Origin of the sequence: Nostoc sp., assembly GCF_036917755.1 — a bacterium.
Classification (GTDB): Bacteria; Cyanobacteriota; Cyanobacteriia; order Cyanobacteriales; family Nostocaceae; genus Nostoc.
Window position 1 is genome coordinate 1 of record NZ_JBALFC010000149.1, and the last position, 15,683, is coordinate 15,683.

Consider the following 15,683-nt stretch of genomic DNA (forward strand, 5'->3'; position numbering starts at 1 on the left):
TTAAAGTTTTGTCTCTTACTTATAGAAATCGCCGAAAAAGATTTAGTTTGCGGTTTAATCTGATTGCTGCTCTCTACAATTACGAGCTTTTTCTCACCAAAATCAAATCTTCCTGAGTGACTTTTGCAAGAGGTCTATTGAGTTTTTGATGCCCTACGAGCAAGTTATTGAGATGTGGCGGCGCTGCATCACAACTGCTTATGAGCCAGAGTTTTTATATCAGAGGTTCGCTTACAATATAGAACACACCTACCCAAACCGCATCGAAATTCCTAACAGCCCGGCTCGCACTTCTGCGGCTAATATTCGCAAAGGTTTAACTTATTTAACCAATATTTTGCTACGAATAGGCATATTTAGTAACTATAGTCAAACTTTCTGGAAAATGGCCAAGCCAGCACTGAAAGCAGGTAAGATTGAAAACTTGATTCACATTGGACTTGTAGGACATCATTTAATTAATTTTGCCCAAGATTGTGCCAAAAATGAAGAATCGGCTTCGTTTTATTCCCAAAAACTCCTCACCAAAGTTCGTAGCTAACTGTCAAGATGTCATTTTGGTGACATACCTATACTTCTAAGAATGAGTGTGGGCTTCTCAGTGACTCCTAATCGGGACATTACAGCAGTTTTCATCTATTTGAACCACATCTGTCGTAGGGGCACAGCAATGCTGTGCCCCTACCGCGTGGTCTATTTACCTGAAAACAGCTGTAACTGAGCTAGAGAATTTAATGAATCATTTAGGACTGTGATCGGCTATGCTACTTTTGAGGTTTGCTCCTAAAAAAGTATTAGCTAAAACGTCCAAACTATATATAAGGAAATATACCTGTGAAAAAAACTTTATTTCTCAGTCCTCCTTCCTTCGATGGATTTGATGGTGGAGCAGGTTCGAGATACCAAGCCAAGCGCGAGATTACTTCCTTCTGGTATCCGACATGGCTGGCGCAACCCGCAGCCCTTGTGCCGAATAGTAAGCTGATTGATGCACCACCACATGGTCAAACAGTAGAAGATGTCATGGAAATTGCTCAAGATTACGAGCTAATTATCATGCACACCAGCACGCCTTCGCTGCCTAATGATGTCAAGTGCGCCGAGACAATCAAAGCTCAAAACCCTGATATCCAGATTGGCTTGATTGGAGCGCACGTAGCAGTATTACCAGAACAGACGCTGAGTGAAAACCCAATTATTGACTTTGTGTGTCGCCACGAATTTGACTATACCTGCAAGGAATTAGCAGAAAGTAAATCTTGGGAGGAAATCAAAGGTCTAAGCTACCGCGATCGCCAGGGTAATATACGTCATAATGAAGACCGCCCTTTGATTCACGATTGGGATTCTCTGCCCAGTGTATTGCCGATTTATCACCGTGATTTAGATATTACAAAATACTTTATCGGCTACTTGCTGCATCCATATATTTCCTTTTACACTGGGCGGGGCTGTCCGGCAAAATGTACCTTCTGCCTTTGGCCGCAAACAATTGGTGGACACATATACCGCACTAAAAGCCCAGAAGCAGTTGGGCGCGAGATGGAAGAAGCTAAAGCGATCTTCGGCGACAAAGTGCGAGAATATATGTTTGATGACGACACCTTTACTATAGACAAACATCGAGCGATCGCCATTAGCAAACACATGCAGCGACTCAAACTGACTTGGAGTTGCAACGCCCGTGCCAATCTCGACTATGACACCCTCAAACAACTACGTGATAATGGCTTACGCCTACTCTTAGTAGGATTTGAATCTGGCAATCAGCAAATTTTGGATGGGATTAAGAAAGGAGTCAAGCTGGAAGTAGCGCGGAAGTTTATGGACAATTGTCATAAACTTGGCATTACCGTACACGGCACATTTATCATTGGTTTACCCGACGAAACCCAAAAAACAATTGAAGAAACAGTTCGCTTTGCTTGCGATATTAGTCCTCATACAATTCAGGTTTCGATCGCAGCTCCCTATCCCGGAACAGAGCTTTATCGTCAAGCTCAGGAAAATAATTGGTTTAGCAACAATTCCTTAGTTGCCACTTCCGGAATTCAAATGTCCACACTGCAATATCCAAATCTTTCCAGTGCTGAGATTGAGGATGCAGTTGAGAAGATGTATCGGAAGTTTTACTTCCGTCCCAGAGCTATTATCCCAATTGTCACTGAAATGCTCACCGATCCTCAAATGTTAGTGCGTCGCCTACGTGAAGGGCGGGAATTTTTCTCATACTTAAAAGATCGTCGCACCCAAGCAACTGCGAAAGCCGAATCAGTAGTTGTTAGTTAGTTGTTGATTGTTCTTTTTGGATTGGGATCGGCATAAGTCTAAGGCACTTCCAAAAAACTCTCTCTTCCTAATTCCTCTGTGTCGCGCCAGGTGCTACAAGTCGGGGAACCCGCCCAACGCACTGGCTTCTCTGCGTCTGGAGTGGTTCGATTTAATTTATTTCTTGGAAAGCCCTAACTCAATAGCTCAATTATCAGAAAAAATACAAAACCTATGCAAGCAAAGCGATTCGCCATCATCAATGGTGATGACTTTGGTTTCTCCCAAGGAGTTAATCAAGCAATTATCAAAGCACACAAACAAGGAGTCCTAACGAGTACCAGCCTGATGGTGAGCGCTGATGCTGCAAAAGAAGCTGTCACCTTGGCAACTGCCCACCCAACCCTGGCTGTTGGTCTACATCTTGTATTGATATGTGGGCGCTCTGTCCTACCGCCAGAGCAAATTCCCCATTTAGTTGACAAACAAGGTAACTTTTCCAACAGTCCATTGAGCGCCGGGTTGTGCTATCAATTTGTCAAAGAAACCCGTCAAGAACTGCGGCAAGAAATTCGCGCCCAGTTGGAAAAATACCGTTCAACTGGTTTGCCTCTCTCTCATGTGGATGGACATTTGCATTTGCATATGCATCCAGTCGTCTTGCGTATTTTAGTTGACCTGGCACCAGAATTTAATATTAAAGTAATTCGTCTTCCAAGTGAGGAACTGGGGTTGACCCTGAGAGTTAATCGCAGCCATCTGCTGACAAAGCTAGTTTGGTCAGGAGTATTTAGCAGACTACGCCGCTATGGTGAGAAGATGCTAAAATCCCAAGGTATTAGCTTTACCCAAAGAGTTTACGGTTTATTGCAAAGTGGTGGGATTACAGAGGAATACTTGCTTGAGTTGATACCCCAAATCCAGGCAAACTTGGTGGAGATTTACTCTCATCCAGCGATGCCTACGGTGGGCTTGGCCAACGCTATTTATGGCGATCCTTTGAATGAAGCTATCGGGGCAGGTGAAGCCGAACTTGCTGCCTTGTTAAGTAGTCGGGTACGCGAAGCGCTCCTTAGTAACGGCTTTGAAATTACCAACCACCATTTATTATCCCAACGTACCACCTAAAGAAGAAGGCAGAATTCAGAATTCAAAAGTAATAACTTTGTCATCCCAATTTCATTTAATAGACATAAAAAAGTCCTAAACTCTCGGCAGCTAATCTAGAAAATGCTAATATTACTTGCCTGCTAATCAATTCCATGTTTGCATCTACTCTCTTAACAAATTTTCACATAATTATCATTGATTTCCTCCTAATTTTGTGCATATTATCTGTCTGGTTTTATTGTTATGCAATTTATGCAGCAATAACTTTTTCTGCTGATCCCCGGCCAATTGATCTAGAGTTTCATCCACCTGTTAGTATCCTCAAACCAATTTGTGGGCTTGATAGCGATGCTTATGAAAACCTCGCCTCATTTTGTCAGCAGGACTATCCAGAATATCAAATCATCTTTGCTGTGCGAAACTCTAAAGACCCTTGCATAGAGGTTGTAGAGAAAATCATCCATAATTTTTCAGATTTGGATATTCTGTTGATTGTAAGCGATCGCATCATCGGCACAAACCTCAAAGTTAGCAACTTGGCCAATGCCGCAGCCAAAGCTAAATACGAAATTTTACTCCTTGCTGATAGTGACATCCGAGTTGGAAGAGATTATTTGCAAAGAGTTATCCAGCCGTTACAAGACGAAAGCGTGGGTGTAGTTACCTGTATGTATCGAACCTTAACTCAAGGATGGATATCGACATTAGAGGCTATTGGTACTACTACTGAGTTTCATGCTGGGGTTTTAGTCAGCAACATCAAGGATAATGGTATAAAATATGCCTTCGGTTCCACCATTGTCATCCCGAAAAAAGTACTAGAAGCCATCGGTGGATTTGAAGCAATTGCTGATTATCTGGCAGATGATTTCCAACTTGGCTATCTACCTGTCCAAGCAGGTTACAAAGTTGTGCTTTCTGACTATGTTGTTGAACATATACAAATAAGCAACAACTTAGTTGATGCCATCAAGCGCCAGATTCGTTGGGCGCGTGGTAAACGAGTTTCTCGTCCTTGGGGTTATCTAGGACTAATTTTTACCTATGGTGTCGTCACCAGCTTGCTGCTGCTAATTGCCACGGATGGTTCAATATTAGGATGGCTAGGACTATGTATTTGTTGGGTAACAAGATTGGTGATGGCTTCGGTTGTTGGTACTATCAGTCTGAAAGATCCAATTGTCAAAAAGTTTCTGTGGCTCGTTCCTTGCTGCGATTTGTTAAGCTTTGCTATTTGGTGTTTTGGCTTTATAGGCAACACTATAGAGTGGCGGGGGCAGCAACTGAAGCTAACTAAAGATGGAAAGTTACTAGTACAAGAAAATAGAAGTTATGAATTATCAATTATCAATTATCAATTAGACATAGGAGTGAAAAAGAATGTAGAGACGTAGCAGTGCTACGTTACACAATTTTGGATTTTAGATTTTGCGGAAAGTTGCGTGGGCGGCTCTGCCGACTTGAGCAAACTTTCCAAGACGGATTTTAGATTGACCCCAGCAATCAAGTCAGGGGTTTGTCATTTAATTTCAGACTTTCCTGCGGAACGCTACGCGAACGGCGTGAGCGCTACTTCTCTACGAGAGGCTGCGCCAACGACAACGCTCAGTACAAGTCAGTCGAACGCTTTTGAATTAAAGAATTATTCTCGTGTTTAAATACGTTCGCTTTAGACATTTTTAAATTTTGGATTTTGAATCTTCAATCCCTTCTCCCAAGGGGAGACGCTGCGCGTAGCAAGATCCCGTTCGCCCCTGGCGTCCCGTAGGGAAGGGTACGGCTTGGTGCAGTCGCTCATGGGGAGCCACTGCGGTGGACGGGAACGCCTGCATAAAGCAAGTGGCGTGGAAACCCCCTGTTCTGGCGCTGCTTCACCAAAATCCAAAATTTAAAATCTAAAATTCGGTAAGGTTAAGCTGTACCTCATTCTTATGAGCAAACGCTATAAATCCCCAACTAATTCAATTACGAATTATTTTAACAGGGCATCAAAGCATTTAATCTCCCCAGTACTGCCATATCTTCTGCATCTAACTCCGCCGGAATACCACTGCGAATCAATTCCGAAAAGTCTTCATTGGGAACCATAACAGTCAACGTATACAAGCGAGTAGAACCAGTGTTTTTAATCAAATGAGTACCAGTGGCAGGCACCAATAAACTATCTCCAGCTTTGATCATGGCATTCTTGCCGTCACACATAGCGATCGCTTCCCCTTTGAGGATGAAAAAGATTTCCACCGCCCCCTGATGGCGATTTGGCGGTGTTTGTCCACCAACATCAAAAATTTCGATGCAGCAAGTCAATGAAGTATTAGCATTTGTCGAATCGAAGATAATTGCTAATCGATTAGAGTCATTGGGACTGATGCGATATACTTGGTAATCTTTGGGAGATTTGATAACCGGAATTACACAACGAGTCGCGTACATTTAATTTATCCCCTCTGAAGTTCTCAATAGGTATGAAAATTCCTAAAATCCAAGTCCTGAATATTGAGTTGTTAGTTGTATCTCTCAATTACAGAATCACTAATTACTAAATATTCCTCACTGCTATACAGAGCTTGACCAAACTTATTTCAAGCTAGCTATTCAACTAAAGTTTCCTTTAAAGGGTCTGCTTCTTGCTTCATCCAAGGGAGTCGGCTCCAACAGTCCCCAAGCGTAAATTTGGGAGTAGTCCTCCCTACTTATGTTGATATATTTTTTGAAGCTTTTAGTCATTGTCCAACCATTATTTTCAGCAGATTTCAAGAATCGTGTCCCGTTCTACGTTGTTACAGAAAGAGCTAGTACCGCAAGGCGGAATTCAAAATTCAAAATTGAAAATGAATACAGAGTAAGCGTTTCATTGATTTTGAATGGGTGGTTTATTTACGCCGTGCTGTACTAGTTTTGAATCAACTGTCATTTACCAACCAGATAATTAAGCCTTGGTTTTCGGCATTAATTATAATCTACAACTAAAGAAACCTTAATTTTGTGAAGTTTAGATAGTTTTAATTAGGTTGTTAATAATTTAGTATTGCTCCTCACTCTTTTGCAACGCTGTAAAAATCGCTTGCGAGTCAGTGACAAAACCGAAGCATTGTTTAACGTTATACAATGTCGCCAGCCAACAATATTCAGGAGAAGTTGTAGCGGTGCAGTCTTTAACTAACACGCAGTCATATCCTAAGAAATTGGCATCACATAATGTGGCTAGCACACACTGATCAGCATTAACACCAGCAAAAAATAATGTTGTCCTTCCCAGATTCCGCAAGATACTATCTAATGGCGTATCCCAAAACCCACTCATGCGGTATTTGTCCACACGAATATCTTCCGGAATCTGTTCTAGTTCGTCTACTACTGCTGCTGCCCAACTACCTGCCATGAGTACTCTAGCACCATTACTTGGCAGTGGATCGCCTAATCCCACACCCTCTCCTGTGGGATTATAGACATGACGCAAACCAGCACTAATATTGAGCAAATCGGGACGATTTCCCCAATTTACCCAAATGACTGGAACACCAGCCTCACGCAGTTCTGGAAGTAAGTTGTTTAAAGGGTCAATAGGCTGACGCGCCGGAGTTACGTCTACGCCGATATGCGCTAACCAGCCATCAGGGTGACAGAAGTCGTTTTGCATATCAATGACGACGATAGCAGCTTTTGCCAAGTCTAGGCGCAGGGTTTTAGTTTCTGTTGATAAAATAACGAGTTGTGGGGTCTTTTGAAGACGAGTGATGTCTGCGATCGCATGATTCACTGTCCACGCATTTGGCGCAACTCCCAATGTCCGTAATGGTAAATTCATAAAATTGCAATACCCAACACCATTTTCTATTTTGTAACTTGAAATTCGGTTGAAAATACGATTACTTAATCAAGGTTAAATATGGTAAGTTTCACCATCCAGAATGTGATGATTGCCGTCGGTGAGGATTATACAACAGTAGATATACAGATTATAGATGGTAAAATTGCTGCGCTTGCCCCCAATCTACAAGTAATTGGCACTGCGATCGATGGCAAAAATAAGCTATTGCTACCTGGCTTTTTCAACGCCCACACCCACTCATCAGAGATGTGGCAGCGAGGAATCATGTCAATGTTCCCTTTAGAATTATGGTTGGCCGAACTGTATGATTTTGCCCCCCTCGATCCCGAACAGGTTTATCTAAGTGCTTTGGGTACGGCGGTGGAAACCTTACTTTCCGGCGGTACGAGTGTGGTAGATCATCTGGTGTTAATTCCCGGACTTGAGTTAGAAACGATCGCCATTGCAACTCGCGCTTACAGAGAAGTGGGAATTCGTGCCTTTATCGCCCCCTTAATTCAAGATGAATCCCTCAGCGCAGGTATACCATCTGGGGAATCAGCCCAAAGTCATCAGCCTTATTTTCGCTCAACTGCGGCAACATTGGAAATTATCGAAGAGGCAGTAAGACAGTTTCATCGCCCGGATGAAGGTGTGAGTATTTTAGTTGCACCAACGGGGATTCAATTGTGTACTGATGCTTTATTTGAGGGGTGTACTGAGTTAAGCGATCGCTATAATCTTTGTCGTCACTCCCATTTACTCGAAACCAGGGCACAGGAAAAACTCGCCCAAGAAAAGTACGGTTGTACTGCTGTGGAACATTTGAAAAGAATCGGGTTTTTGAGCGATCGGACAACTCTAGCCCATTGCGTCTGGTTAAATGATGCTGATATCGCCATCCTCGCCGAAACTCAATCTACAGTTGTTCATAATCCCTTAAGTAATCTGCGTTTAGGGAGTGGAATCGCCCCAATTTTAAAATATCGCCAAGCTGGAATAAATGTAACTTTTGGTTGTGATGGTGCTTCGAGTAATGACTCTCAAGATTTGCTAGAAGCCATCAAAATAGGTTCTATTTTACATAATGTTACAGACTCAGATTATCAACACTGGATTACGCCCCGGCAAGCCGTAGAAATGGCATCTTTGGGAGGTGCAAAAGGATTCAATTTAGCAGATAAACTCGGTTCTTTAACCGTCGGTAAACAAGCCGATTTGGTACTTTATGACCTCACCAATTTATCATTACTTCCGCGTACAGATCCCATTGGCTTATTAGTCTTAGGTCGTCCTAGTAATGTTGTAGATAGTGCTTGGGTGAATGGTAAGCAAATAGTCGCTAATGGTAAAGTGGCAACAATTAATGTTGATGATTTGCGACAAGAATTATTTAACCGTAGTCAATGGGAGACAAAGCGCAAGTCTCAAACCGTCGCCCAAATTGAAGCACATTATCGCACGGTTATGGGGTTATGAAACGAATTTACCTCAACTTTGAGCTTTAACAAAATTCGGTAGGTTTAAGTCCCCGGCTTCTAACAAGCCGCAAGTTTTGTAGCTCTTGTCTTTATCCTAGTTACAAAACTGTACTTCCAACTTCCGACTTCCGACTTCCGACTTCTTTAACGCGGCTTGTTGAGCGAATCACTTACTTGAGTTCCTGTATAGTTAGGAACCCAGCCATCAGGTATCGCAAAATAGCGTACCGCTTTGAAATTCAACGAAGCACTTGGGCTACACCAATGCTCAACGCCAAGGGGGATGTAGAGATAGTCTTGTGCCTGAACTAAAAGCTGTAGTTGGCTGCCATCAGGTCGCACGAAGCCATAGATCATTTCTCCTGCCAACACGTAGAGGGGTTCAGCGACAGAATGAGTATGGTAACGGCCGTAGGTTGCTATCAGGTGGTGAAGATTGAAGGAACCTGGATGCACATTTAGCAAGTCACACCAGATAGCGCCATTTTCTTGCTGAATAAATTCAAAGACGCTGTTATGCAGTTCTACACAATAACGTTTCTCAGACTCAGTTAAAACATGTTGGTCTAGCAGATTGGCGAAGAGAAGCGATGTTCCTGGGTCGTAGTGTCTGAGTTGAATGCCAAGAGGGGCAAGTTCACGAGCTATTTCGCCTAAATCACTCTCAATTGTGCCGTCGTCAAGTAGTAGGTTAGCCATCAGAAAAGGACTAATTAACTGTTAAGAAGAGTATACTCAATTTTGAGCTAAAAAGCCACTATTACCGATTGACAAACCGGGGAATGGGGAATGGGGCATGGGGCATGGGGCATGGGGAATAACTAATGCCCATTAATAGAATAAATTTATCGCCAGAATGATGTTCATTGGTACCACTAGCATCTAAGCTAGTACGGGTGAACTATATCCAGCATGGAATGTCTGACTTAATTTTGTTTTGGCATCGGCGCGATTTACGCATTTCTGACAATACTGGACTGGCTGCGGCAAAACGGCAGAGTCCGAAAGTGGTGGGTGTGTTTTGCCTTGATCCGTATATTCTGGAACGGGATGATGTTGCTCCTGTGAGAGTAACTTATATGATTGGCTGTTTACAGAAACTCCAAGAGCGATATGCTCAAGTTGGTAGCCAGTTATTAATACTCCACGCCAATCCTGTACAAGCGATACCAGCTTTAGCAGAGGCAATAAATGCCAAAGCTGTTTTTTGGAATTGGGATGTAGAACCTTATTCACAAGAACGCGATCGCACCATTATAAATGCCCTCAAAGAAAAAGGCATTGAGTTTCTTAACCATAACTGGGATCAGATTCTCAATTCCCCAGATGAGATCCGCACAGGTGGTAACAGTCCTTACACTGTTTACACACCCTTCTGGAAAAATTGGATTACTAAACCAAAAAGTCAACCAGTAGAAACACTGCAAAATGTTGAGGGGTTAACAAAAGCTGAACAAGAAATTGCAAAACTTGCAGGAGCGATCGCATTACCTTCAGCAAAAGATTTAGGATTTATCTGGGATGAACAATTGATTATTTCACCCGGAGAGGCGGCGGCGCAAGAACGGCTAGAGGAATTTACTACTAAAGCGATTACTGAATACCAAGAACAGCGAAATTTCCCCGCAGTGGACGGAACATCGCAACTGAGTGCAGCATTAAAATTTGGCGTAATTGGCATTCGCACTGTTTGGCAAGCCACCATAGAAGCACAAGAAAACAGCCGCAGTGAGGAAACAGCAGTTAATATCCGCACATGGCAACAGGAATTAGCTTGGCGGGAGTTTTATCAACACGCAATGTATAACTTCCCCGAATTGGCTGATGGTGCTTTCCGCGACCTCTTTAAGAACTTTCCTTGGGAAACTAACGAAGAATATTTCCAAGCTTGGTGTGAGGGGAAAACAGGCTACCCCATTGTGGATGCAGCAATGCGCCAGTTAAACGAAAGCGGCTGGATGCACAATCGCTGTCGGATGATTGTTGCCAGTTTTCTCACTAAAGACTTGCTAATTAATCCCCAATTGGGCGAAAAATACTTTATGCAGAAGTTGATTGATGGAGATTTATCTGCTAATAATGGCGGTTGGCAATGGAGTGCTTCTAGCGGTATGGACCCCAAACCTGTGCGGATTTTCAACCCAGCCAGTCAAACACAAAAATTCGATCCAGAAGGGGAATATATTCGGCAATGGGTATCAGAATTGCGGTCTGTAGATACAGAATATTTAGTTACTGGTAAAATTCCATCTTTAGAACGTCATGCTGTTGGCTATCCTGAACCAATTGTGGATCATAAAATACAACAACAGCAGTTTAAACAGCGTTATCAACAGCAAAAAAACATTAGTAGTGGTGAGTAAAATTGTTAGTTTTTTAATATTTATAGGACTTACACACGAGTTACGGAATAACGAACCGCAGAGGCGCAGAGTACACGGAGAAATCAGAGTTTCAGAGATATTTTGCGTAAGTCCTAATTTAGTTAAAGCTCAAAATGTAACACAATACGAATATTGCTACGTTCCATCTTAGCTTGCTGCTCTTTATGGTTTAATTCGGCTTGTTTCACTAACAAGAGAAATTGTCCATAAGATGAGCAGGAAGATTAAGTAAATTGCGCCAATCAGCCCAAACTCAATCAGAGGAATATAGGTTACTTCGTAAATTCTGCCCAAGCCGCGTTCAGTCAGTGCATAAACGGTCAGTACACTCACTAAAAAGGCTCCGTAGATAGTACGTTTAGTTGAGATACCCACAGGTAGACCGTGAAGCTGAGTAAGCACGAGAATGCCAAGAAAACCAAAGAGAAATGTTGGCCACTTGCTTTGTCCTAGCATCAACGACACAATGACACTATGTAAAACCACCGTAATTTCCAAAGAGAATGTCCACCAACGGTTTACATGGCTGCGGTTAAATATCAACGACGATTGCAGCAGAAGCAAGAACATATAGAGAAAACCAATTAAGTGCCCCAAAGTCGCTTCCATTGGATGATACCAGAAGGTGTAGATAGCGGCGAAGGAGAAAAAATAGCCGTGGTACAGCTTGATAATTTGCAAAAACTGTTGATGGAATGGAACAGAATTGCCAAAAAACAAACCGCGTCGAGGCGTTTCCAAAATCAGTACGAAGACCAGTAGGAGGACAACCGCACCTTGAGAAGCAAAAATTGAAGTATCTTGAGCTAGAGCATCGTACCAAATATAGGTCTGGAGAAAGTGTAAAGCGATGAATGCACCATTAATAGCAAGCATGAGGTAATTAATCGGGTGCAACGCTGATTTATATTTCAGCTGCGATCGCTGCGCCCATAAGATACACGCCCAGATGCTAAACTGATGCCCAAGATACATCCCCCAAGCCGTCGCTCGACTCCAAAAGGTCGGGTTGGGAAGCTTCCAGTAATACCAGTTTAATCCTTGGTCAGGAAGTTTAGTGATGCTTGCAGGAATGCCCCCACCTAGCCAAATTGCGTAGGTGAGGAGGATGCTTACAAAGATGCCTAAAAACAATACTCGGCGACCTATCATATTAATTCGTAATACTCGCCAAAGGCGAGAAGCAAGCTACGTAATTCGTAATTCGTAATTAAGACCTAGATTGTGAGGCGACACGTTCTGTGTTTGGTTCAGATGCGCTTTTAGTCACTCGCAAACTAAGGGTCAAAGCTACCAGCATTATTAAAAATCCACTCAAAAAAGGAGCAGAACTGCCAAATTTCATAAAACTAGCCCCTGCCCATGTTGGCCCACCGATACGTGCCAACGCAGAGCAAGAACTAGCAATTCCTAATATTTGTCCTTGTTCTTCTGGGGCTGTCATCTGGGAAATTAGGCTGTTTAATATTGGTTGGCTGACACTAATTCCCCATGCCACAAGCGCGGTGGAGACCAATAATAAAATTAAGCTTTGTGAGAATCCAATTAGCAGTAATCCTAAACCTAATCCTAATATCCCCAAGGTAAGTAACTTGATTTCACCGAAGTGTTTCTTGAGGAATCCGATCAGTCCTCCTTGAATGATTGTGCTGACAATCCCCATGAAGGCAAAAAGATAACTAGTTTGTTGAGGACCCCAGTTTAATTGCTGCTTAGACCATAAAGCCAATGTCGAGTCCATAGCCGCAACCGCAAAGGTAACTAAAAAGTAGATGCTAATAAGCACACAAAACTGTGGACGCTGTGACATCTGTAGCAAGTTCAGCCGTCGCTGACGGTAGCGATGAACTTGGATTTTGGCTTTAGTCTCAGAATTTAAAGATTCTGGAAGTAATATCAAAGCACAAAGCAATGCCAATAAAGATAATCCGGCTGCGAACAACGATGGTAGATGGAAGTTAGCGTTGTCCGAATCAGTCCCGATCAGAAAACCTCCAATGGCTGGGCCGAGAATGAAGCCAAGACCAAAAGCTGCTCCGATTATCCCCATGCCACGAGATCGATTAGCTGGCGTGGTAATATCTGCGATGTACGCCTGAGCAGTGGCAATATTCCCTGACATAATCCCAGCAAGACTACGAGCAATAAACAAAATCCATAATGAGTTGGCAAAACCTAACCCGATGTATGCGATTACAGAACCTAATAAAGTAAGTAATAAAATCGGACGGCGACCGTAGCGATCGCTAAAACTGCCCCATAATGGTGCAAATAAGAACTGCATTAAAGAATAAACAGCTACAAGTAGGGTCGCTTCATTAGGTTTTGCGCCGAATTGTTCAGCATATAAAGGCAGTATCGGCAGGATAATTCCGAAGCCGAGCAAGTCTATAAATACAGTCAAAAATAAGACGAATATAGCCCTGCCGTTATTTTTATTCTCCATAGGTGCAATTCCCTTTCATAAAAAATATGTCTAACTTCAATTAGTTTTATGGACATCAGGGAACGCTTGATCATAAAGACCCATTCAATGCAACAGTAATCAGTTCAAGTAAAGTGCTTGAATTTGAGTGTGGTTGAGCAAAATAGCGTGGAACAAACCTACTATAAAAATCAAGCCAATAATACCACTCATGAAAGCAACTATGATCTCGTGCTTCCGTATAGCTTTTTGTATCTTAGCGTCTATGATTTTTTCTAATTCTTTGTATGACATTGAGTTGAATTTGGCGAAAGACAAGAATTATTTGCAACTTACCTACTTACATAAGTTTGAGTATGTCCGAAACCTCTAACTTATTAAGTGCGTTGGCGTAGTTTCAAAACAGCACCTGAAACACCAAAAGCTAATATCGCCAAGGTATAAGTTGGTTCGGGAACTGCAATAATGCTTACCTGATTAATGGCCAAGCCGTATTGTGGAGCAGAACTGCTAAAAACGAGTCGTGAGATGTTTGGAGTGTCACTACGAATCCCCAAGAAGACTGCCGAATTATCTAATGCTAGCGACGAAATATTTGCAACTGAGAAAGTACCCAACCAGTTATTGGCATTATCAAAGGCGGTGATAAAATCTTCAACTAGCAAATTACTAGTGTCTACAGCTATCTGAGTACCAGCACCAAAAACAGGCTGGGCAAAACTAATGGTAAAAGGCCCGCCGTTCCCCTTAGTACCAGGATCAGGAGTACCAGCAGGAAGAGGAATAAAACCTGTTGGGTCTATACCTCCAAAGAGAACAAAATCTCCTTGGGCAAAGTTACTCCGAATGCCAGGTGAAGGTAAAGTTTGAAAGACAAAGGGTGGAGTAATCTGAGGATTATTGGTTGGAGCTATATTTATATCCAACCCTAAACCACCTTGTGATGTTGCTGAAAAAGAGTTAGGTAAAAAAGCAGAAAAGCTAGGAGCAGAGGGATTAAATACTTTACCTAAACTTCCCCAATCAACTTCATCATTTCCTCCTAAAATAGCGCGTTCATTTACTAAAAATGTAGCTGCTTTAACTGGTAATGGGAGAACCGTTATTATGGCTGTAATTGCTGGTAAATATTTTACGAATAACTTGAATAATTGATTTGTCGTAAATGCCACAAGGCTGACTCCTTAATTTCATTTCTTAGAATAATATCATTAAAATGCAATAAGTCAACACCCAAGATCGGGAGCATCCCAATGCAAGTAAGAATTATGTTTGTCATTGCGTTGGCTTAAGCCATAGCGTAGTGAACGCGAGTGCGTCTCTAAGAGTTGCGATCGCAATGAAAATTCATCACCTGGGTTTGATCTAATTGATATACAGCAGAATTCAGGGATCAGAATTCAGAAGTAAAACAGCTTTTACACCAGGGTTTGAGACTTTGGTTGTGTACCTCACTTTCCTTGAAATGCGCTGTATTTGGGATGCTCCACCCAGGATGAGGCAATGCGTTACTCTCGCCCTGAGAGTTGAAGCAACTGCCGTGTTCAATAGTTGTGTTGCAAAAACTTTTTGATGGCTAGTACAACACGGCGTAAATAAGCCACCTATTTGTAATCTCTGAAACCCTTGCTAAAACGTAATTACGAACGCGAGTGCGTGCCGGAGGCTCTATTACGAATTACGAATTAGGCGAAGCGGTACTAGCTAGCGAGAGTTGACAAAATTTGTACTCTTACCAGATCACATCATTTTTACAACACAACTTTAGGCTGGGTTACAAACACAATTGTTTGTGTCTGTACCACGCTCAATTAGCCATTTACGGCACTCTAAAATCCCAAATTTTCTACGCGATTACTTCGATAATTTGAGGACTGTTAACGCCGTTTATTCTAGCAATTTCGACGGAGCCAAATTGTGAACCGCTACCATCTCTGTCGAAGGAGAGAATCGAGCCATTGGTGTTAAATGCAAAGCGTTGGTTGGTATTGGTGAAAGCACTACCAAGGGTGAATTGAGAAGCTTGTAATAGCCCTAGTTGGAGTTGACCTCCGAATCCAGATGCGGAAACTTGGATTTTATCACCTTGAGATGCGTTTAAGTCGTTGATAATAGACCTCTTGCAAAAGTCACTCAGGAAGATTTGATTTTGGGGAGAAAAAGCTCGTAATTGTAGAGAGCAGCAATCAGATTAAACCGCAAAC

The 15,683-nt window shown here is 42.4% G+C and carries 12 protein-coding genes and 1 pseudogene; 7 read left to right on the plus strand and 6 right to left on the minus strand.

The window, feature by feature from the left end; all coding sequences use genetic code 11:
* The 5 genes and pseudogenes from V7L05_RS31435 to hpnI all read left to right on the plus strand — a co-directional run.
* Positions 1–116 (plus strand): annotated as a pseudogene (locus tag V7L05_RS31435) (IS5/IS1182 family transposase); the annotation flags it as partial.
* 20 nt (positions 117–136) lie between these two features.
* Positions 137–541, plus strand: a complete 405-nt coding sequence (locus V7L05_RS31440) for a DUF4070 domain-containing protein (protein WP_442937890.1) — start codon at positions 137–139, stop codon at positions 539–541.
* Positions 542–834: 293 nt separating this feature from the next.
* A complete protein-coding gene (gene hpnJ, locus V7L05_RS31445; protein ID WP_335170113.1) occupies positions 835–2,289 on the plus strand; it encodes a hopanoid biosynthesis associated radical SAM protein HpnJ in 1,455 nt (484 codons plus the stop codon).
* A 213-nt stretch (positions 2,290–2,502) separates the two neighbouring features.
* The gene (hpnK, locus tag V7L05_RS31450; protein WP_335170114.1) at positions 2,503–3,396 is read left to right on the plus strand and encodes a hopanoid biosynthesis-associated protein HpnK; all 894 of its coding nucleotides are present in this window, start codon (positions 2,503–2,505) and stop codon (positions 3,394–3,396) included.
* Between the two features lie 134 nt (positions 3,397–3,530).
* The gene (gene hpnI / locus V7L05_RS31455; protein ID WP_335170116.1) at positions 3,531–4,772 is read left to right on the plus strand and encodes a bacteriohopanetetrol glucosamine biosynthesis glycosyltransferase HpnI; all 1,242 of its coding nucleotides are present in this window, start codon (positions 3,531–3,533) and stop codon (positions 4,770–4,772) included.
* 583 nt (positions 4,773–5,355) lie between these two features.
* Here the strand turns inward: hpnI and V7L05_RS31460 are convergent.
* Together V7L05_RS31460 and V7L05_RS31465 are read right to left on the minus strand one after the other, a co-directional pair.
* Positions 5,356–5,811: a cupin domain-containing protein gene (locus tag V7L05_RS31460; protein ID WP_335170118.1), complete on the minus strand. Its 456-nt coding sequence runs from the start codon at positions 5,809–5,811 to the stop codon at positions 5,356–5,358.
* A gap of 589 nt (positions 5,812–6,400) precedes the next feature.
* Entirely contained in the window at positions 6,401–7,186 is a 786-nt protein-coding gene (locus V7L05_RS31465; protein ID WP_335170120.1) for a cysteine hydrolase family protein, read from the minus strand.
* A gap of 81 nt (positions 7,187–7,267) precedes the next feature.
* Between V7L05_RS31465 and V7L05_RS31470 the strand changes: the two genes are divergently transcribed.
* Entirely contained in the window at positions 7,268–8,668 is a 1,401-nt protein-coding gene (locus V7L05_RS31470) for an amidohydrolase (protein ID WP_335170122.1), read from the plus strand.
* Positions 8,669–8,814: 146 nt separating this feature from the next.
* Here V7L05_RS31470 and V7L05_RS31475 read toward each other — a convergent pair whose 3' ends face one another.
* Positions 8,815–9,369: a 1,2-dihydroxy-3-keto-5-methylthiopentene dioxygenase gene (locus V7L05_RS31475; protein WP_335170124.1), complete on the minus strand. Its 555-nt coding sequence runs from the start codon at positions 9,367–9,369 to the stop codon at positions 8,815–8,817.
* 218 nt (positions 9,370–9,587) lie between these two features.
* Between V7L05_RS31475 and V7L05_RS31480 the strand changes: the two genes are divergently transcribed.
* Positions 9,588–11,033 (plus strand): deoxyribodipyrimidine photo-lyase, 8-HDF type, encoded by a 1,446-nt coding sequence (locus tag V7L05_RS31480; RefSeq protein ID WP_335170126.1) that lies wholly within the window; start codon positions 9,588–9,590, stop codon positions 11,031–11,033.
* A 183-nt stretch (positions 11,034–11,216) separates the two neighbouring features.
* Here V7L05_RS31480 and V7L05_RS31485 read toward each other — a convergent pair whose 3' ends face one another.
* The 3 genes from V7L05_RS31485 to V7L05_RS31495 all read right to left on the minus strand — a co-directional run bounded on the left by V7L05_RS31485 (position 11,217) and on the right by V7L05_RS31495 (position 14,651).
* Positions 11,217–12,206, minus strand: a complete 990-nt coding sequence (locus tag V7L05_RS31485; protein WP_335170128.1) for a hypothetical protein — start codon at positions 12,204–12,206, stop codon at positions 11,217–11,219.
* Between the two features lie 58 nt (positions 12,207–12,264).
* Positions 12,265–13,500 (minus strand): MFS transporter, encoded by a 1,236-nt coding sequence (locus tag V7L05_RS31490; protein ID WP_335170129.1) that lies wholly within the window; start codon positions 13,498–13,500, stop codon positions 12,265–12,267.
* A gap of 356 nt (positions 13,501–13,856) precedes the next feature.
* Entirely contained in the window at positions 13,857–14,651 is a 795-nt protein-coding gene (locus V7L05_RS31495) for a hypothetical protein (RefSeq protein ID WP_335170131.1), read from the minus strand.
* Positions 14,652–15,683 lie beyond the last annotated feature (1,032 nt).

What these genes read in the sequence shown, in the direction of transcription:
- hpnK (WP_335170114.1), top strand. Translation starts at nt 2,503, where the DNA reads ATGCAAGCAAAGCGATTCGCCATCATCAATGGTGATGACTTTGGTTTC.
- hpnI (WP_335170116.1), top strand. Translation starts at nt 3,531, where the DNA reads ATGTTTGCATCTACTCTCTTAACAAATTTTCACATAATTATCATTGAT.
- V7L05_RS31460 (WP_335170118.1), bottom strand. Translation starts at nt 5,811, where the DNA reads ATGTACGCGACTCGTTGTGTAATTCCGGTTATCAAATCTCCCAAAGAT.
- V7L05_RS31465 (WP_335170120.1), bottom strand. Translation starts at nt 7,186, where the DNA reads ATGAATTTACCATTACGGACATTGGGAGTTGCGCCAAATGCGTGGACA.
- V7L05_RS31470 (WP_335170122.1), top strand. Translation starts at nt 7,268, where the DNA reads ATGGTAAGTTTCACCATCCAGAATGTGATGATTGCCGTCGGTGAGGAT.
- V7L05_RS31475 (WP_335170124.1), bottom strand. Translation starts at nt 9,369, where the DNA reads ATGGCTAACCTACTACTTGACGACGGCACAATTGAGAGTGATTTAGGC.
- V7L05_RS31480 (WP_335170126.1), top strand. Translation starts at nt 9,588, where the DNA reads ATGTCTGACTTAATTTTGTTTTGGCATCGGCGCGATTTACGCATTTCT.
- V7L05_RS31485 (WP_335170128.1), bottom strand. Translation starts at nt 12,206, where the DNA reads ATGATAGGTCGCCGAGTATTGTTTTTAGGCATCTTTGTAAGCATCCTC.
- V7L05_RS31490 (WP_335170129.1), bottom strand. Translation starts at nt 13,500, where the DNA reads ATGGAGAATAAAAATAACGGCAGGGCTATATTCGTCTTATTTTTGACT.